At 57.9% G+C, this 19135-nt stretch carries 15 protein-coding genes; 7 read left to right on the forward strand and 8 right to left on the reverse strand.

The window, feature by feature from the left end:
• Nucleotides 1-286 precede the first annotated feature (286 nt).
• The 4 genes from CAI21_RS17665 to CAI21_RS17680 form a co-directional block, all read right to left on the reverse strand.
• Nucleotides 287-1348, reverse strand: coding sequence for an AI-2E family transporter (locus CAI21_RS17665; RefSeq protein WP_116303505.1), 1062 nt, complete (start codon nt 1346-1348; stop codon nt 287-289).
• 109 nt (nt 1349-1457) lie between these two features.
• Nucleotides 1458-1886, reverse strand: a complete 429-nt coding sequence (locus tag CAI21_RS17670; protein WP_116303506.1) for a hypothetical protein — start codon at nt 1884-1886, stop codon at nt 1458-1460.
• Entirely contained in the window at nt 1883-2803 is a 921-nt protein-coding gene (ttcA, locus tag CAI21_RS17675) for a tRNA 2-thiocytidine(32) synthetase TtcA (protein ID WP_116303557.1), read from the reverse strand. Before ttcA ends, CAI21_RS17670 begins: the two co-directional genes overlap by 4 nt.
• 141 nt (nt 2804-2944) lie before the next feature.
• Nucleotides 2945-5161, reverse strand: coding sequence for an alpha/beta fold hydrolase (locus CAI21_RS17680; RefSeq protein WP_116303507.1), 2217 nt, complete (start codon nt 5159-5161; stop codon nt 2945-2947).
• Nucleotides 5162-5728: 567 nt separating this feature from the next.
• Here CAI21_RS17680 and CAI21_RS17685 point away from each other — a divergent pair.
• On the forward strand, nt 5729-7021 hold the full coding sequence (locus CAI21_RS17685) for a DEAD/DEAH box helicase (RefSeq protein ID WP_116303508.1): 1293 nt from the start codon (nt 5729-5731) through the stop codon (nt 7019-7021).
• A gap of 83 nt (nt 7022-7104) precedes the next feature.
• Nucleotides 7105-8922: a translational GTPase TypA gene (gene typA / locus CAI21_RS17690; RefSeq protein WP_116303509.1), complete on the forward strand. Its 1818-nt coding sequence runs from the start codon at nt 7105-7107 to the stop codon at nt 8920-8922.
• A gap of 326 nt (nt 8923-9248) precedes the next feature.
• Here the strand turns inward: typA and CAI21_RS17695 are convergent, their stop codons facing one another.
• The 3 genes from CAI21_RS17695 to CAI21_RS17705 all read right to left on the reverse strand — a co-directional run bounded on the left by CAI21_RS17695 (nt 9249) and on the right by CAI21_RS17705 (nt 13175).
• Nucleotides 9249-11366 (reverse strand): TonB-dependent receptor family protein, encoded by a 2118-nt coding sequence (locus CAI21_RS17695; RefSeq protein WP_116303510.1) that lies wholly within the window; start codon nt 11364-11366, stop codon nt 9249-9251.
• A gap of 82 nt (nt 11367-11448) precedes the next feature.
• A complete protein-coding gene (locus CAI21_RS17700; protein ID WP_116303511.1) occupies nt 11449-12189 on the reverse strand; it encodes a M48 family metallopeptidase in 741 nt (246 codons plus the stop codon).
• The gene (locus CAI21_RS17705) at nt 12186-13175 is read right to left on the reverse strand and encodes a serine/threonine protein kinase (RefSeq protein ID WP_116303512.1); all 990 of its coding nucleotides are present in this window, start codon (nt 13173-13175) and stop codon (nt 12186-12188) included. The genes CAI21_RS17700 and CAI21_RS17705 overlap by 4 nt, the downstream gene beginning before the upstream one ends.
• Before the next feature lie 369 nt (nt 13176-13544).
• Here CAI21_RS17705 and CAI21_RS17710 point away from each other — a divergent pair, with 369 nt between their 5' ends.
• Nucleotides 13545-13814: an RNA recognition motif domain-containing protein gene (locus CAI21_RS17710; RefSeq protein WP_116303513.1), complete on the forward strand. Its 270-nt coding sequence runs from the start codon at nt 13545-13547 to the stop codon at nt 13812-13814.
• Nucleotides 13815-13924: 110 nt separating this feature from the next.
• On the opposite strand, the gene CAI21_RS17715 is transcribed toward CAI21_RS17710, so the two are convergent.
• Nucleotides 13925-14875 carry an HD-GYP domain-containing protein gene (locus CAI21_RS17715; protein WP_116303514.1) on the reverse strand — a complete coding sequence of 317 codons (951 nt, stop codon included), beginning with the start codon at nt 14873-14875 and terminating at the stop codon, nt 13925-13927.
• Nucleotides 14876-15012: 137 nt separating this feature from the next.
• Between CAI21_RS17715 and CAI21_RS17720 the strand changes: the two genes are divergently transcribed.
• The 4 genes from CAI21_RS17720 (at nt 15013) to CAI21_RS17735 (ending at nt 18997) form a co-directional block, all read left to right on the forward strand.
• The gene (locus tag CAI21_RS17720; protein WP_258868242.1) at nt 15013-16905 is read left to right on the forward strand and encodes an ATP-binding cassette domain-containing protein; all 1893 of its coding nucleotides are present in this window, start codon (nt 15013-15015) and stop codon (nt 16903-16905) included.
• Between the two features lie 365 nt (nt 16906-17270).
• Complete coding sequence (locus tag CAI21_RS17725; protein WP_258868241.1) at nt 17271-18128, forward strand: M23 family metallopeptidase; 858 nt, start codon at nt 17271-17273, stop codon at nt 18126-18128.
• Between the two features lie 14 nt (nt 18129-18142).
• The gene (locus CAI21_RS17730; protein ID WP_258868988.1) at nt 18143-18454 is read left to right on the forward strand and encodes a bactofilin family protein; all 312 of its coding nucleotides are present in this window, start codon (nt 18143-18145) and stop codon (nt 18452-18454) included.
• 240 nt (nt 18455-18694) lie between these two features.
• Entirely contained in the window at nt 18695-18997 is a 303-nt protein-coding gene (locus CAI21_RS17735; RefSeq protein ID WP_116303516.1) for a hypothetical protein, read from the forward strand.
• The last annotated feature ends 138 nt before the right edge of the window (nt 18998-19135 follow it).

Consider the following 19135-nt stretch of genomic DNA (forward strand, 5'->3'; position numbering starts at 1 on the left):
TTCTTTTGGTTCCTTTTCTTTGGCGACGCAAAGACTCATTCGCCGGGAGCGAATGAGGTGCGCTAAGCGAGCCGAAGGCCGAAGACCAGGGAGGGTCTGAGCCAAAAGGGACTCGCCCAGGAGGGCGAAACAGGCTGTTATGCATCACTACAGGCAATAGCGATTAAGCGCAGGCCCGATTCCCGCCGCGCGGGGGCGGAACCCCGCCATCTAAACAAATCGCGCGCAGCGCACCAACCTAAACCACCCACACCAGACAACAACCCCAACAAAACAACCATCCCCCTCAAGCCCGATCTTTCAACCGCCCATCCTGCGACAACAACAACGCTAACCACCGCGTATTATCGAAATTATTAAGGATAATCATCACCACAACGGTGATCGGCACGCACAGGAACATGCCGGGAATACCCCATAGCACGCCCCAGATCACTAACGAGAGGATGATCACCAAGGGGCTAACGTTGAGCGATTTACCCATGAGGTTCGGCTCCAACACATTGCCCACCAACATCTGAATCGCACCGACGCCAAGCACAATAACCAAAAACGGTGTCAGGGTATCGAACTGCACCAAAGCCAATAGACTGGGCAAGCTGGTCGCAATCAACGAACCGATGTTCGGGATGAAGTTCAGCACGAAGATGAGCAGCGCCCAAAACGCGGCGAAATCCAAGCCCACCAGCGACATGATGATCCACGCAGCGACACTCGTTAGTGCGCTAACAAAGGTTTTGATGCCAACATAGGTGCGAACGTCGTGGTCGATCTGCGAGAACACTGTGCGGATACGCTGTAATGCCGCTTTGTTCCCGGAAACCGCCGTGATCTTGCTGGCGATATAACGCTGCTCCAAGAATAGAAACAACATATAAACCGCAATCAAGCCGACATTCCCGATCAGGTTACCGAAGCTTGCCGCCAAGCCACGCAACAAAGAACCGAAATTCAACTCGTTCAATAGCTGCGAGGCCGCCGGAATCTCGACAAAGTCGTAACGGGCCTGCAACTGCTCCAGCATGCGGTTTAAGTTTGCTTGGTAAGTCGGCGCTGCCTGCACTAACTCGCCGACACTGCTGGTAATAATGTTAATAACCAGATTCACCGCCAACAGTAAGGTGGCACCGGAGAATAGGTATTGCACCCATCGCGGCGGCGACCAACCCGCCACCCTCACTCGACCGAAGATTCCGGCCAAGGTATTAACCAGATACCAAAGAAAAACCGCGAGCACGAACGGAATGATCAAGCTCTGCGCGATATACAGCAGATAACCGACGATATAGATGATGACCAGCCACAAGGCGGCAACAAGCAATCGCGGATGGGTGAAATAGTCCTTCATTTTTATTCTCAAAATTAATCGCGAGGATGCCGACGCATAAGCTCATGCCGCCAGGCGCCCTCATGGGAATGTTTTAGGTACGTTGCCGTCAATGCATCCTAATATCTTCCTAACGCTTCATCGTTAGCAACCACAACGGTATGACAGCCATAAAGCCGATTAGCTCCCAGACTCTGACCATCCATAGATAAGAGGCTTCCCACCCCAGCCAGAGCAGATACACGACCGGCTCGGCCATGACCCAGACCGCCACCGTCAAACCGATTAAGGCACCATACCAATAACAGCGTTCGGGCTCAGCCCAACCGAGAATCACGGCCGGAATGACGCTCGCTAAGGCCGCGGCTAACCAAGACTCGACCACATAGGCCGTCCACAGCACTTCCGCTACCGGGTCGACCGGCAAGCGCAAGGCGAGCAAACCTAAATTAAGTTGCGCGATCCAGCTCAACGCGGGCGCGAAGGCCAAAAATAAATAGCGGCCGCTATCAATACGGCAAAAGGCTTTTGCATAAAGACCGATGCGGCTCGGATTCACTCGTTGGCGCTCCGTTCGCGCAACTCCGCCTCCTCCGGCAACCAGTCGGAGACATCGGTTTCCGGCTCGGGCTTCGGCAGTTGAGAGAAGTGACCGAGGCTCGGCTGCTCGATCTCCGCCAGAGGATCGCCTTCCCCGTTCGGCGTAAAAGCACCCGTCAGGGATTCGAAGTCGAACAATTCGGTATCCGCCAGGTGCGACGGGTTTACGTTCTGCAAAGAACGAAACACATTGGTCAGGCGTTTCGGCTCGACCTCCTCCCACTGGCGCAACATCTCGCCGATCCGCTTGCGCTTGAGATTCTCCTGGCTGCCGCAGAGGTTGCAAGGAATAATGGGGAACTCTTTGAGCTCGGCGTAGCGCTCGGTGTACTTTTCCGGCACATAAGCCAAGGGGCGGATCACGACGTGGCGGCCGTCGTTGCTGCGCAGTTTGGGCGGCATGGCGGCCAGTTTGGAGCCATAGAACATGTTGAGAAACAGCGTGGCGAGGATGTCGTCGCGATGATGGCCGAGGGCAATTTTGGTAACGCCCATTTCCGCCGCAGCCGCGTACAAGGCTCCGCGGCGTAGCCGCGAGCACAGGGAGCACATCGTTTTGCCTTCCGGCAACACACGTTTGACGACGCTATACGTATCCTGCTCCAGAATTCGAAACGGCACGCCGAGGGAGGTCAGATAATCCGGCAGGATGTGCTCCGGCCAACCCGGTTGCTTCTGATCCAAGTTCACCGCTATCAGCTCGAACCGCACCGGCGCCCGCTGCTGCAATAAACGCAACATGTCCAATAGGGTATAGGAATCCTTACCGCCGGACAGGCACACCATGATGCGGTCGCCGTCCTCGATCATGCGGTAATCCTTGATCGCATTGGCGGTCAGGTAGGTGAGGCGTTTTTCCAGGTTCTTCAGGTTCATAAGGCCGTCGTTAGCAGGTGCTTGGAAGAGCGCACAGGATAGCAGAGCGACGGCCAGAAACACACGATATTCGCAGGTGCGAAACGAAACAGGGCGGCCTTGCAAAGGCCGCCCTGTAATCGAGACGAACGCGTTATCGCCTTACTCGATGACGCTTTCTTCGTCAGCAAGGATTTTCAGCTTAGGCGTTTCGCTGACCAAGAATTCAGCGGTTTGCCGCTGGATCGCGGCTGTGGCCTTAGCCGTTTTATCCCCCACGCCGTCTGCTCCCGCATTGTCATAATGCAGAGAAGCATGATGCCCATGCGTATAACGCACGATGCGGCGAATCGGACGCTCTTCTGCCTCGCCTGCCGACAATGGCTCAAGGCCCATAGCCCGCCATAACGGCGTGCTACCGGACAACGGAGCGGTTTCGACAACTTGCTGTCCGCCGGCGACGATATTGTAGGCCGGCGAATTCACCACATCGTTGGGCACGACCACGTCAGGAATGTTGCCGAGCGATAAATCGCCGATCATTTCCACCATGAACACAGCTGCATCGCTATCGCGCACCCGTGCCGTGAAGTTGATGGGGTCGCCCGCGTCTTGTGCCTGCTGCATCATGTTGAGGTAATCCTCGTACAACTGCATTCCTGGCGTCAGGCCCCGCTCGCTCAAGCCACTGCGAACAACCCCGGCAAATGCGGGCGAACCTTCGGACATTTTGCCCATGCCGCCGCTGGGAACGTTAAACGCGTAAGCCTGAATCTGATCGCCGGCCACACCCGCCAGCATCGAGCCGACAATGCCGCCCATGGAGATGCCCACGAAGCTGACGCGCTCGCTATCGAGTTTCACCCCGTCAAAGTCCATGTCGTCGAGGCTCGCCAACAAATGTAGCAGGTCGGCCACCGACTGACGGCGGTTGTCGCGCTGGGTCTCCGGCGAAACCGGGGTGAAGTTGGCGCCGGAACTGTCGGCTTCGCCATTGCCAGTCAAATCGAGGAAGAAATGGCGCTCATAAGCCGTGCCTAGCAAAAGCCATAGATCGTCGTTTTCGAGCAAGCCATGCAGTGGGTGATCGATAGCAATGGTGGCCCAACCTTCAACAGCATATTTGTCAGCCAGCTGTAGCATAGCGCCGCGGTTGCTGGTCAAGCCGTGCTGGTAAATCACAACCGGTACGGAGTCGTTATCCTCCGCAGCCGCGGGAATAGTGATCAACACCGGAATATCCAAGTGTTGGACCGCATGAGGCCCCTCGGTAAACCGGGTCACCGGCTTGCCATCCTCGGTCGTCCAGTGGCCGGTTAAGACGGAAGCGTCGGTCGAGTGAGTTTCGCCCGGCTTGTTATTGAGATAATAAGGCACCTCCGCCAAACGCCCTTTAAACACCTTGAACAGCGGATTACTAAGCGCTTCCACCTCCGTCGCGTCAACGAGAGGACGCAAAGTCACCTGCTCGGCCACCTTATCCAGGCCGTCGGTGACGGACTGGGTACTGAAGGCGAAGCTGACGACGGAATTGCCGACCGGTATACCCGCGCTCGCCAAGGCAGCGTTAATCGCTTGATACAACGGCGCCAGCGGCACTAACGTTGCCGGCAGCTCGTCGCCATTGCCCAGCGCCAACGCTGCATAGGTGTCGGATGCTCGCACCTCGCCGCCGTCGATGCTTTTCACAGCCTTAGTGACCACCGGGATATAACCATTAGAGAAGGCATCCCACCCCAAGCTTGTGCCATTAATCAGCATCGCTGCGTCCAGCGGCAGACACGCCAAGTCATCCGCTGCTCCCAGCGGCTCGATCGGCTTGAGTAAAACCAAATCGTCCTGAGTAGCGGCAACGGTGACTTTGAACTGATCGGTGACGGGTTCGTCACAGGTGAACGATGCCAAGGGCACCTGATGCCCTGCCAACGGCTGATGCAGGCCCTGGCCGACGGCATGGTTGATGTAGTCGATCGCGTCCCCGGGATCTTCCTTCTGCAACGCCTCAGCCAACACCGCCGCAGTCCCCGGCGAGACCATCGTCGTGCGTATCACGTGTACGTTACCGTCCAGACTCTCCGGATCGATCGCATAATCAAACGGAATCTTCACCGGCGCGACGGTGGACCAACCGTCCAAACGGTTAAGCTCGTCAATGATATCCAAGCCCAGGGCATTGGGGATGTTCAGCGTCCCGTCGTCGGTACCGTTGAACAGAAGGTTAGTCGGGTAAGGCAGTTTGTCCGGATCGCCCGACAGATCGAACAAAGCCGTTGCCGGGGTTGGACTGCTAGAGCTGGAACTACTACCACCGCAACCGGTTAGGGCCAGTGGCACACCAATAAATATCGCTGCCAGCATCCGTTTGGATGAAAGCTTCATTATTATATTCTCCTCGCTATTGTCGGCGACTCGCAGCCAGGAGAGCGAATCGAGGCCTGTATGACCTTTTTTATGCGCCCATTCCGGCAGAACACCCTGTTCATTACGAGCTCTTCTTCTACTCTTTATGTGTAGGCATCCTTCGTAAAACAGTGCCGCCACGCAACACACTATCTAAAATAGTATTGTTATCGATACACAACGGCACATTGAGCAGATTAGCACACCCCTTTCGAGAATCTAGCCTCTTTATGACGAAACTCTCATCTCTGTAGCAACGGCATTAGGAAATACATCTCAAACGACCACTAGCATTCTTCCCGCTCCTGCCGTATAGTGCCTCCCTCTCTGCCGATAGCAGATTGAGTTCACGTCTCTGACCATTATTACTTACCGGTTTCCTGGTTGGCGGCGTTCCTGGGTTGCAATAGGCAACCACGTGCCGAAAACTAGCGGACTGGTTCCCCAAGCGGTTCCTTATCCCCTCCAACGCGAGCTCTGCGCCTTGCGCGTGTTCGGCACATCCTGTTTTTGTGTTACGCCGCGCGCAGCGGCCGAGGATAGTCAGTGTCGTTTACAGAACTTCAGTTACACCCTGCTCTTATTGAGGCGGTGTCCGCCGCCGGTTTTACCAAACCTACCGATATTCAACGCGAAGCCATCCCTGTCGCCCTTAGCGGCCGCGACCTGATGGCCTCCGCTCAAACCGGCACCGGCAAAACCGCCGCATTCGTGCTGCCGGCTTTGCACCGCCTGATGACGCCTTCCGAAGGTCAAGGCCACGGCCCGCGCGTGCTGGTACTCACACCGACCCGCGAGTTGGCCACTCAGGTCACCGATGCGATTCGCCAACTCGGCCAACACACCAAGCTGCGTTCCGGCTCCATCGTTGGCGGCGTCCCGTACCCGCCGCAGCAGCGTTTACTGCGCGCACCGCTGGATTTGCTGGTGGCAACGCCTGGCCGTCTGCTCGACCATATGGAACGCGGACGGGTCGATTTCTCCCGCTTGGAGCTGCTGGTACTCGACGAAGCCGATCGGATGTTGGATATGGGCTTTGTCGATGCGGTACAGAAAATCGCAGCGGAAACGCCGGACTCGCGGCAAACGCTACTGTTCTCCGCCACCCTGGAAGGCAACATTCAGCGCATCGCACAGCGCCTGCTGAAGGAGCCGGAACGGGTCCAGGTAGCCGGGGTACGCGTACAGCACGCCTCGATCACCGAGCAGGTTCACCAAGCCGACGACCGCCGGCATAAAGACAAACTGTTGCAACACATTTTGTCGGCCGACGAGTTAAACCAGGCCATCATCTTCACCGCCACCAAACGGGCGGCGGACATGCTGGCGCAAGACCTCCAGGATGCGGGACACCGCAGCGCGGCCTTGCACGGCGATATGAGTCAGCACCATCGCCGCCGCACGGTGGAACGTTTGCGCCGTCAGCAGATCAAAGTGCTGGTGGCCACCGACGTCGCCGCTCGCGGTTTGGACATTAAGGGCCTGAGCCACGTCGTTAACTACGACTTGCCGACGCATGCCGAAGACTATGTGCACCGTATTGGGCGCACGGGTCGAGGCGGCGCTTCGGGCACCGCGATTTCCTTGGTCGGACCCGACGATTGGGTCAAACTCAGCCGTATCGAGCGGTTAACCGGGAAGCAGCTGGAGCGTTCTATCATCGACGGCCTGGAACCGAGCCGACCGGAACCGCGCCTCGGCAACGGCCGCGGCCGACCGGGCAACAAGCGCCCAGGCGGCAATCGTCGCCCGCCGCGCAACGGCGGCGCCCGCGATACGCGCAACAGTAAACCTGGCGGTTTCCGCGGCAAGCGTCCGGCTCGCACGCAAGCCTCCTGACCTCAGGCGGCTGCGGTGTTGGTACAAATGTCACACCGCAGCCGTACGATTTGCCAGACACGTTTACGTTTCGAGACAATACCGTGATCGAGAATCTTCGTAACATTGCCATTATCGCGCACGTCGACCATGGCAAAACCACCCTCGTCGACAAACTCCTGCAACAGTCCGGCACACTCGATGCCCGCGCCAACTTAGGCGAACGGGTCATGGACTCCAACGACATCGAGAAAGAGCGCGGCATTACCATTCTGGCCAAAAACACGGCCATCAAATGGAACGATTACCGCATTAACATCGTCGACACCCCGGGCCACGCCGACTTCGGCGGCGAGGTCGAGCGCGTGATGTCGATGGTGGACTCGGTGCTGTTGCTGGTCGATGCCGTTGACGGGCCTATGCCGCAAACCCGCTTCGTCACCCAGAAAGCGCTGGAACAAGGCATCAAACCCATTGTTGTCATCAACAAGATCGACCGCCCCGGCGCCCGTCCGGACTGGGTGCTGGACCAAACCTTCGACCTGTTCGACCGGCTCGGCGCCGACGACGAGCAGCTGGACTTCCCGGTCGTTTACGCTTCGGCGTTAAACGGCTATGCCAGCGACGATCCGGACGCGCGCGACGGCGACATGACGCCGCTGTTTCAAATGATCGTCGACAGGGTTAGCCCACCGGCGGTCGACGTTGACGGCCCCTTCCAGCTACAGGTTTCCTCGCTGGACTACAACAGCTACGTGGGCGTCATCGGCATCGGCCGCATTAAGCGCGGCCGGGTGAAAACCAATACCCAAGTCACCGTGGTCGACCGCGACGGCAAGCAACGCAATGGCCGTATCTTGCAGATCCTCGGCTTTCACGGCCTGGAGCGGGTGGAAGTGGCGGAAGCGCAAGCGGGCGACATCATTGCCTTCACGGGTTTGGAAAAACTGAATATTTCCGACACGCTGACCGACCCGAACACGCCAGAGGCACTGCCGCCGCTGACCGTCGACGAGCCGACAGTGAGCATGACCTTCCAGGTTAACAACTCACCGTTCGCCGGCCGCGACGGCAAGTTCGTCACCTCGCGGCAGATTCGCGAGCGTTTGATGAAAGAGCTCGTTCACAACGTGGCCCTGCGCGTTGAAGAAACCGACGATCCGGACAAGTTCCGTGTCTCCGGGCGCGGCGAGCTGCATTTGTCGATTCTGATCGAGAACATGCGCCGCGAGGGCTACGAGCTGGGCGTTTCGCGCCCTGAGGTCATCGTTCGTGAAATCGACGGTGCCAGGCAAGAGCCCTACGAACAACTGACTGTCGACGTTGAAGAAAGCAGCCAAGGCTCCGTCATGGAGAAACTCGGCGAGCGTGGCGGCGAGTTGCAGGACATGGTGCCGGACGGCAAGGGTCGCGTGCGGATGGATTTCATCATCCCCTCGCGCGGCCTCATTGGCTTCCGCACCGAGTTCATGACGGCCACCTCGGGCACCGGTCTGCTGTACCACGTCTTCGACCATTACGGCCCCTACAAACCGGGCAGCTTCGGAAGCCGCATTAACGGCGTCATGATCGCCAACGGCCCCGGCAAAGCCCTGGCTTACGCCCTGTTCAACTTGCAGGAGCGCGGCAAGCTGTTCATCGGCCATGGCGTTGAAGTTTACGAAGGCATGCTTATCGGCATTCACTCGCGGGAAAACGACTTGGTGGTCAACCCGTTGAAGGCCAAACAGCTCACGAACGTCCGCGCCGCCGGTACGGACGAGAACCTCACGCTCACGCCGCCGATCGATTTAACGCTGGAGCAGGCTCTGGAGTTTATCGATGACGACGAGCTGGTCGAAGTCACGCCAAGCTTTATCCGCTTGCGTAAGAAGCTTTTGAAAGAGCACGAACGCAAACGTGCTTCGCGAGCGGCAAGCTAAAGCCGCTACGCTGAAAAAAGCCCGTGCAACAGCACGGGCTTTTTTTGTTCGTCATGGTTTGGCGGGGTAGTTGTTTTGCCCTGGTTAGCTTCCAGTGCCGGCAGTTAGTGCGAGTATCTGAACCGGATTGGTTCTCGGCAGGCATAGATCGAAAACGCTAAGAGAACGTGAGAACAGCGCACCGAACGGGAGCGACTGTCCCGCCATGAACAAAAAAAGCCGGGCCCCGCTGGGGGGAGGACCCGGGTGAGTGCCGGCTTTTGGGAAAGCCGGACTGGCCCGTCAAAAAAAGGGGGGGGGTGACGGGCCGCGCCGGGCACTGGCGCTTACTCGTTAAGACGCCGACCGCTGAAAAAGTTCAACAACCTTTTCATCAAAACGTCGCCTCTACACCCACAAACCAATACCGCTCCGGCGCGCTCGTAATATGCCTGCCTGTTAGCGTTGATTCTGACATTCGTCGCATAATCGCGATCGAAGATATTGTTTACACCCGCGAACCACTGCCAATCGCCCGCGCCGCCGAGCGACAATTGCTGCCCTACGCGAGCATTTACCAGCGCATAGCCTCCGACACGCTCTTGGTTAGCATTGTCGGCATACATCCGCCCGACGTACTGCGCACCGATAGCGGCGAAACGGCGCGTACCGTCGTAGGCTAACTCGACAAACAGTTGGTCCTGCGGAATGCCGGGGATATAACGGTCGGAGTGATCGAGTAAGGCGTCATCCACCTCCTCTTCGAAGTCGCGAAAGTAAAAATCGGAGTAGGCGTATGCGGCACTTAACCGTAACGGCTCCCAAAACCACCAATTAACACTCGCTTCGAAACCGTCGCGACGAGAGCGTCCGGCGTTGCGGTAGTACGTTCGGCCATCCTCCCCCGCCAGCTCGAAGGGCACCAGTTCGTCGCGTAGGCGAATCGTGAACACGGCCAAGTCGTAGTCGAGACGCCCTCCTAACTCGCCTTTCAGGCCTAACTCGTAGTTAACCGCGGTTTGCGATTCCAAATCCGGGTTGAAACCGCGCCCGGCGGGGTTGGCCAGTTCGTTAGTGGTGGGCGTTTCGAATACCGTGGCGACGTTTCCGTACAGCCGATGTTGCGCGGTAAGGGCAAAGCTGCCGCCTATCATCCAGCTGAGCTCATCGAGCGTACGGGTGCCGGATGCGTCGTCCGCAGGATCGTCGGCAAACGCGTCTTCCACTTCCAAACGCACTTGGTCGTAGCGGCCACCCAGAGTCAGGGTAAAGCGATCGGTAACGGCCAGTTCGTTCTCTAGGTAAACGCCGATGTTGGCGACGGTTTCCTCCTGATCCAGCGTCTGCGCGCCGCGCACGCCGTTGTTGTTATCGTAACGCTGCCGATCGTCGCGCTGGTGCTCGGCGTCGATCCCCAACACCAAGCGGCTGCTGCGGCCCCACCATTGGCGGTCGAAGGTGTATTGCAGGCCGACGCCGCTGAATAAGCGGTCAAAGGCGACCTGCCCGCCGCCCGGAAACGGGAGGCGATTTTCGAAATCGCGCCGACCGACGAAGGCACGGGCGACGAGGCTGTCGCCGTTGTGCATATCGTCGCGGAAGATCCACGCCAAGCGTTGTTGGTCGACCTTTTCTCCGGCGTTAAAAGTTTCGTTGCCGCCTGCGGCTTGACGGCGATCCTCGCGCCATTCGGCTCTGGTTAAACCGCCGGGGTCGTCCGCTTCTCGGCGCGAGGCGTTAACGATCGTGGTCAGGGAGGCGGTGTCGTTGAAGTTGTAGCGCGCCTTGCCGTAAAGGCTGTAGCTTTCGGACTCGCTGTGGTCGCGGTAGCCATCGCGCTGTACGCCGCGCACACCGCCGAAGAGATTCCAATCGCCTGGGGTTACACCGCCGCGCAGGGCTAACTCGCGTAAGCCATAGGCACCCGTTTGCCCCCGGACCGTAACGAACGGCTCCTCCGGAGCGTCCTGCGTGACCATGTGCACCACGCCGCCCGAGGCGTTACCGTACGCAGCGGAAAACGGCCCGCGAATGACTTCCATTCGGTCTAGCAGCGTCATGTCCAAGCCGTCCAGCTGCGTTTGGCCGTCCGGCAAGGTCAGCGGAATGCCGTCCAACATCACCCGCACGCCGCGGACACCGAACGCCGCCCGGGCACCGAAGCCGCGTATCGACATACGCAGGCCTTGCGCCTGGTTATAGCGATTCTGCGTAAACAGCCCGGGGACGCGATCTAGCGCTTCGCTGAGATCCAAATCCTGTGCCCCGCGCTGGATCAGCGGCATATCCAACACGTCGACAGCGAAGGGAGAGTCCATCGGGTCGATGTCCAAGCGCGGCGGGGTTACCATTAACGGGTCGAGTTCCGTTCGGAATTCTTCCGCTGCCAACCCCATGGGCAGCGAGGCGACTACAGTAAAAGCCGTGGGCTTTATAAGCCTCGGCAGGCTGCGAAAGAGAACCATCCCTTGCAGGCTCCTTCTTCGTTCTTATGCATGCTCATGCCAAAATCGCTATCGCTTATCGGCTCTCTCGGCAATCAAGCGGCTAGTCGATAGGGCGCGCCGGGTCGCCGTTCGTTAAATGCATTTTGTACGTACGCCAATCCGGCATTGTCGCATCGAGGAGACGGTAAAACCGCGGGCTGTGATTAAACTCCAACAAATGGCACAGCTCATGGGCAATGACGTAATCCAGACACGCTAGCGGATACCGGATCAAGTCTAAGTTAAGTGTGATCGATCCGCGACGGGAACAACTTCCCCAACGACTACGCATGCGACGAATCTTGAGCGGTGGTTGCACGATACCGTAGGCATGCATCCGCGCCACACCCAGCGCCAATCGCTCGGGAAACAGCGCCTCGGCTGTTCGGCGATACCAAGCCCAGAGTCGCTGTTCTACCTTTTCCGGCTCGGCGATATCTCGTGCTGCGATCGTTAAACGATCGTCCGTTAACCACACCTGAGGTCGAGCGGCGTATTGCAATTTAAGCGTAAGCCTCTCGCCTAAATATAAATGCTGCGCTCCGGAACGATACTCGGGCTGCGGCGGCCTGGGACGCTCGGCAAACTCCGCGCGTTTTGCCATCACCCAGGATAGGCGCCGTTGCAGAAAATCCATCGCGACATGCTCGTCGCAGGCGAAAGGCACCCGCACCTCGACACGTCCGTCGGCGTAGACGTACAGCCCTAGACTGCGGCGACGGCTGTAGCGAATGACGAAGTTTAACTCGCCGTCCGGCGTCGCTAGCCGCGCCGGACGGCTCTCGCGCAGCGCCCGCCTCATATCTGTAACGGCGGCTCGTCGAGCAAGGCGGCCTGCTCGCGCAGGCTCAGGATATGCTCCTCCCAAAACCGCGGCGAGTCGAACCACGGGAACGCCTGCGGGAAGGCGGGGTCGTCCCAGCGGCGGGCTAACCAAGCGGCGTAATTGATAATCCGCAACGTTCGTAACGCTTCGACAAGATGCAGCTCGCGGCGATTGAACTCGTAGAACTCTTCATAGCCTTCGACGATATCGGACAGTTGCAGGGCCTGCTCCATACGATCGCCGGAGAGTAACATCCATAAATCCTGTATCGCCGGCCCCATCCGGCAGTCATCGAGATCGACGAAATGTGGCCCGGCGTCTGTCCAGAGGATATTGCCCAAATGGCAGTCGCCGTGCAGGCGAATCTGCGCGCATTCCCCGGCCCGCTCGAAACTCGCTCGGATACGCACTAATAAGTCGTCCAGCAGGCTGGTGTAGGGCACGCGCAGCTCAGCCGGGATAACGTTATGCTGCAACAAGTACGCGACCGGCTCTTCGGCCATACTCGCCACACTGAGCACGGGCCGGTGCTCGAAGGCACGTACCGACCCGACCGCGTGGATGCGTCCAAGAAAGCGCCCCACCCAAAGCCTGTCGTCGGCTTCTTGCAGCTCGGGCCAACGCCCGCCGCGGCGGGGGTAGAGCGCAAACCGGTAGCCCTCGAACTCGTGCAGTGTGCGCCCGTCGGTCGCTAAAGGGGCGACCACGGGAATTTCCCGCTCCGCCAGCTCTTGCGCGAAGGCATGCTCCTCTAAAATGGCAGCGTCGCTCCAACGCTCGGGTCGATAGAACTTACCGACCAAGGGCGATTCGTCCTCGATGCCGATTTGGTAAACCCGATTTTCATAACTGTTCAGCGCAAGCAGGCGTCCGTCGCAGCGATAACCAGTTGCCTCGACGGCAGCCAATACCTGCTCCGGTCCGAGATTGGCATAAGGCGCCTCATTTACCGTTGCCGTCATATGCTCGCTCCTCCCCTGCGATAGGCCTCCACTATACGGCATAAGGAGCCAGCTAGCAGGATGCTGGAAAGTGTTGTTTGGCCGCAAGAGAAACAGCGATAGCCGCAGTAGAAAAAACCACATAGAGAACTAGGCTAAAAAAAGCGGATTTGATCGAAAAAATATATGTGTACTTCACCCCTAACTAGGCGTATTCTGCATTTGGTCGAACGAGATTCTTTACCGGCGCTTGCGGCTGCGCTATCGCTGACCGGAAGCTGGATGGAGAGACCGGAGCGACCTGAGAGAGCGTCTTTATTCGTTAAGGGCGCCGTTTAGTAGATCAGGCTCCAGTACGGAGCCATTGCATGTTGAAGAGTGAACACGATTATGAAGTCGATCTATGTAGGCAACCTGCCGTTTACCGCCACGGAAGACGAGGTCCGCGGCCTGTTTGAAGCCTACGGTGCCGTTAGTTCCGTAAAACTTATCTCCGACCGTGAAACCGGCCGTCCGCGCGGTTTCGGCTTCGTCGAGATGGATGACAGCGAAGCGCTGCAGGCCATTTCGGAGCTTAACGGCCGTGACATGGGCGGCCGCACGCTGCGCATCAACGAAGCTCAAGAGCGCGCTCCGCGCCCGCAGCGGGCCCGCTGGTAAGATCGGCAGTCCGTTTTAAGTAAAAAGCCGGCTTCAAGCCGGCTTTTTTATTATGCTTCGCGGGATAGCGGAAGCAGCACACGGCCTAACTAGCCGCAATGGCAACGCCCTCACGCCATTAACAGCTCCGCGCCGTCGGCCGCGGCAGGCACCGTATCGATCCCCACTTCGGCAGGCTCGACCGTGCGCTTTATTTGCCAACCCGGTACATTCTCTAAAAGCGCCAGATCCACTAAACGGTGATCGCATACCGTGCCGTCGGGCTCGCGCAACTGCAAGACGACCGGTGCTTCGGTACTCAAGCGCTGGCGTCGTATAACCACGGCCAACGCCCCGCTGGTCAACTCCACCAAACTACCGTCGGGATAAACGCCGAGAAAGTGAACGAATTCCTGAATGAGGTCACGCCCATAATGCTTGGCGCCGGCCTGCAGAATTCGTACGGCTTGCTGCGGCGTCATCGCCGAGCGGTAACACCGATCGCTGGTAATCGCTTCATACACATCGGCAACCGCGGTCACCATCACGGCTGTATGGATTCGGCTTCCGCATAAACCGCGCGGATAGCCGCTACCGTCAACCCGCTCATGATGGTCGCGCACAACCGAGAGCGCTATAGGCGGTAATTGCCTACACTCCCGCAACAAGCGATAACCATCCTCCGGATGACGCCGCAAAACAGCGAACTCTTCGGAGCTTAATGCCCCTGGCTTATTTAAGATATCGAGCGGCGTGTGCAACTTTCCGATATCGTGCAGCAATGCGCCCAAGGCCGCTTGCTCCAACTCGTCTCTATCGAGCCCGAGATAGCGACCAAACGCCAAGGTCATAAGGCAGACATTAAGCGAATGTACATGCGTGGCCGGATCCCGCGCTTGCAGCTCATCTAGCCACAAGCTCGCGGCGTCATGCCCTGCCGACGCAGTCGCTAACGTTTCAACACACGCCCAGGCGCTGTCCACGGACACGGCAAGCCCCAGCCGCCCGGTATCCAGCATGGTTTGCGCCGCCCGTTTCAAGGCACGCCGTTGCGCCAATCCCCGCTCCACGCCTTCAGCCACAGCACATCCTCATTAGAATCCCCACATCAGTTAACACGGAAATACCAACAAAAAGGTTCCACTGGCAGAACAAAAGCCGAGACGCTGGTACACTATGCGCTTCGATCGGGTTCCCAATCGCTCAGTGGTTATCAACCGTGTTACTTCGACTCCAAGGCATCAGCGTTAGCTTCGGCGGTCCTCCGCTACTGGATAAGGTCGACATGCAGCTCGAGCGCGGCGAGCGGGTCTGCTTAGTCGGCCGCAACGGCAGCGGCAAATCGACATTGCTAAAAGTCGTCAGCGGCGATATTACGCCCGACGAAGGCGAGATCCGTTTCCCCCCGAGTGCCCACGTCGCTCGACTGACACAAGAGGTTCCCCTGGGAACGTCCGGGCCTGTTTTTCAGGTGATTGCCGAAGGCCTTGGCGATACGGCCCCTTTGCTGGCCAAATACCACCAGATTAGCCAAGCATTAGCGAGCGATCCGAGCGAAGAACGGCTAGCCGAATTAGAACGCGTACAACACCAACTCGAAGCCAGCGGCGGTTGGGATGCGCGAAATAAAGTAGAAACCGTTATTTCGCGGCTCGGCTTACCGGCCGAAGCCGAGTTTAGTGCGCTCTCGGGCGGGCTAAAGCGACGGGTACTGCTTGGGCAGGCGTTAGTTCGCGAACCTGATCTGTTACTGTTGGACGAACCGACTAATCACCTCGATATCGAGGCCATCCGTTGGTTGGAAGAGTTCTTGCTCAGCTATGGCGGTACCCTGTTGTTTATCACCCACGACCGGATGTTCCTGCAGAAGCTGGCAACCCGAATCGTCGAGCTTGACCGCGGTCAGTTAAGCAGCTGGCCAGGCGACTACAATACGTATTTGCAGCGAAAAGAGGCGCAGCTTGAGGCGGAAGCCAATCAGCAAGCGCTGTTCGACAAGAAGCTGGCGCAGGAAGAAGCCTGGATACGGCAAGGTATCAAAGCGCGTCGTACGCGTAACGAAGGCCGCGTGCGAGCGTTAAAGGCCATGCGCGAAGAGCGCCGCCAGCGCCGCGAGCTTACGGGTAAAGCCAACATTCAATTGCAAGACGCCGACCGCTCGGGGAAACTCGTCTGCGAAGCGATCGATATCAGTCACAGTTACGACGGCCGCCCGCTGATCAAGGATTTTTCGACCACCATCATGCGTGGCGACAAAATCGGCATCGTCGGCCCCAATGGCGCCGGCAAAACCACTTTGCTGAATATCCTGCTAGGCCGGCTAACGCCGGAACAGGGCTCGGTTCGCCTCGGCACCAAATTAGAGATCGCCTATTTCGATCAAATGCGCGGAGCCCTTCAGGAAAACGCCACGGTGGCCGATAACGTTGGTGAGGGTAGCGAAAAAGTCGTTGTCAACGGTAAGCCCAAACACATCATGGGCTACTTGCAAGACTTTCTATTCCCGCCGGAGCGGGCGCGCACTCCGGTCAAAGCGCTCTCTGGCGGCGAACGCAACCGACTGTTATTGGCGAAGTTATTTACGCAACCCGCCAATGTGTTGGTGATGGACGAACCCACCAACGATTTGGATATCGAGACGCTGGATCTACTTGAAGAGCTGCTTATAGACTATGCGGGAACCTTGTTAATCGTCAGCCACGACCGCACCTTCCTCAACAATGTCGTGACAAGTACGCTCGCCTTTGAAGGCGAAGGACGCGTTAACGAATATGTGGGAGGTTACGACGATTGGCTGCGGCAAAAGCCGGTGGCAGCCGCGCCAAAGCCCAGCAAGAAGGGGCCGGCGCCGACGACGGAAAAACCGAAGCCTGTCACCGAACGCAAAGCGAAATTAGGTTATAAGGAACAACGGGAACTCGACGCTCTACCGCAGCAGATCGAAACACTAGAAGCAGAACTGAGCGATTTGCACCAGCTTCTGGCTGACGACAAGCTATACCGTGAGGGGACGGAGGCCATCACATCCGCTCAAGCCAGGCTGGCTGAAACTGAGCAGGCACTGGAAGACGCCTACGCGCGTTGGGAGGCGCTGGAAGCGCGCCGCAACTAATACCGCGGCCGTCTGCAGTAAGTGCGGGCGCAATCCAACGACCCCACATACGGGCCTTAAAAACAAGGGTAAGCCCGTATAGCGAACAAGAATGCCGCCCTTTAAAGAGGCTTGGGTAATGTTTAATTCCCGCTGCCTCCTTAACAGGTTGCGCAAAAATAGCCGCTGAGGCCATTTTTAACGCAACCGGCAATCCGTTTTCGCGGATTGCGCAAGGGCGGAGGCGGTTTTCAAGAACAACAATCGGGGGATCACCTTAGTACAAACGGGTGTGCCCCTGATCGGGAAGGCTTGATTGTGCGTGAGCGTTTTACACTAACAATTACTGACTTTCGGGGGCTCGCCACTTTACGCTGAGCCAGATCGTGAAGACGTATGCCATCGGCGTGGTGGCGGCGGTGTTCGCGACTCTGGTTATCGGGGCGGCGGTTATCTTCTGGCTAAGCGGTCAAGTCGGGACGCTCAGCGGCGATATCCGTCAACTTGAGGAGCGGCGCGAGAAGGTACATGCCGATTACCAAAAGCTGCTCACCGAGTTCCAATCGAAAAGTGCGGAGCTGACAAAAGTCAGCGACGAGCTTGGTCATATCGAAATGCTTATCGGCCTGGAGCCGACACCGGAAATCGACATCCACAGTCGTCTCGATGCGGCCAGCCAAACCGCGCTGGAGAAAATGATCATGCTGCAAAGCATTCCGAACGGCTTTCCGGTCGAGCGGCGCGGCGTTACCAGCCCCTATGGCTGGCGTACCCATCCGGTACGCGGCGATCGTCGCTTCCACGCCGGTATCGACCTTCGCGCCTCCACGGGGACGCCTGTCTACGCCACCGCCGACGGCGTTGTCGAATGGGCCGCTTACCACCAAAACAGCGGCCTCGGAAATCTCATTATTTTGCAGCATAATTTGGGCTTTAATACTTACTACGGGCATCTTGATAGTATTAAAGTCAAGACCGGCGAGTTTGTTAAGAAAGGCGACCTGATCGGCCATAGTGGCGCGACAGGCATGGTCAGCGGCCCTCACCTCCACTACGAGGTTCGACACATTCACCGCCGCTTAGACCCTAAACCATTCCTGGAATGGAGTCTGGACAACTACGAAACGTTGTTTGAAAAGGAGAACCAGGTGCAATGGGATTCACTAGCACAAGCGGTAAAAAGAAAAGCCAACATGCCGGGACAACGATTATCGCTTCTGGAACCCGTATCGACGGCGAACTAAAGCCGGCAGGCGAGTTGCAGCTCGATGGTATTTTAGTTGGCGGCATAGAAACCAGTAACGATGTGACCATCGGCGACGAAGGCAGCTTCGACGGCACACTGCAAGCCCGTTGCCTTCGCATCAGCGGCCATGCTCGCGGCAAGATCGAGTGCGAACGCGTTGAGATCTTGGCCAACGGCTGCGTGACCGGGGAGATCTTTAGCAACGAGCTTGTCATTGCCTCGGGCGGACGCTTTCATGGCGAAAGCCATGAGAAGCGCGAGGCGGGTAGCAACAGCACCAGCTCATCCGACGAAGAAGCCTTCATGCGCTCTATCGCCCTATAAATAACACAAACCAACCTTGCGCTACGGCGGAGCCACCCGCCGCCGTAGCGGTAACCTCTTGCCGCGTTTGCCGCGATACGCTCCCCCCTCCCTTGTCGAAAGACCACATTGCCAATAAAACCGCATTAGCAGGCCGCTGAAAAATCGCTTTTTGGTGGCCCTCAAAGGCAGCGAGCCGAATCAAACCTAGGGTGGATTTGGTCGGTACCCTGTCAAATACCCACTATTCAGGCAGCACGTATGAACCAACTCAACGGTCAAACAAGGGCGCTCTCCCGCAACCCTTTCTTACAAATACTAAGCCTCATCGGGGCAGTGCTGCTGCTGACGGCTGCGGTGTTTATCGGTGCTTTTTTGTTTGCAGCACTCCTCGGCCTGCTGGCCTTGGCCGCGATTATTCTTTATGTCCGTATCTGGTGGTTCGGCCGCCAATGGCGGAAGCGCAAACGAGCGGAGCATGACACCACCGCCAAGGGCCAAATCATCGAGGGAGAATACAAATACACCGAACAACGCACTTCTCGCCGCCAGCGCGAACGCTAGTGGTCGATCACGCCTAGATTTACCAACCCCAGTTGACATTCAGGCTTCGAGCCGGCCGCCGATAACAAAAGAAGCAGCACCCTAACAAGCTCAGGGAAAACCTGACAAACCCATAGGGCTTCCGCCGCACACTGGCCT

Source organism: Alkalilimnicola ehrlichii (assembly GCF_003399765.1).
GTDB lineage: Bacteria > Pseudomonadota > Gammaproteobacteria > Nitrococcales > AK92 > AK92.

What these genes read in the sequence shown, in the direction of transcription:
- CAI21_RS17665 (WP_116303505.1), bottom strand. Translation starts at nt 1,348, where the DNA reads ATGAAGGACTATTTCACCCATCCGCGATTGCTTGTTGCCGCCTTGTGG.
- ttcA (WP_116303557.1), bottom strand. Translation starts at nt 2,803, where the DNA reads ATGAACCTGAAGAACCTGGAAAAACGCCTCACCTACCTGACCGCCAAT.
- CAI21_RS17680 (WP_116303507.1), bottom strand. Translation starts at nt 5,161, where the DNA reads ATGAAGCTTTCATCCAAACGGATGCTGGCAGCGATATTTATTGGTGTG.
- CAI21_RS17695 (WP_116303510.1), bottom strand. Translation starts at nt 11,366, where the DNA reads ATGGTTCTCTTTCGCAGCCTGCCGAGGCTTATAAAGCCCACGGCTTTT.
- CAI21_RS17700 (WP_116303511.1), bottom strand. Translation starts at nt 12,189, where the DNA reads ATGAGGCGGGCGCTGCGCGAGAGCCGTCCGGCGCGGCTAGCGACGCCG.
- CAI21_RS17705 (WP_116303512.1), bottom strand. Translation starts at nt 13,175, where the DNA reads ATGACGGCAACGGTAAATGAGGCGCCTTATGCCAATCTCGGACCGGAG.
- CAI21_RS17710 (WP_116303513.1), top strand. Translation starts at nt 13,545, where the DNA reads ATGAAGTCGATCTATGTAGGCAACCTGCCGTTTACCGCCACGGAAGAC.
- CAI21_RS17735 (WP_116303516.1), top strand. Translation starts at nt 18,695, where the DNA reads ATGAACCAACTCAACGGTCAAACAAGGGCGCTCTCCCGCAACCCTTTC.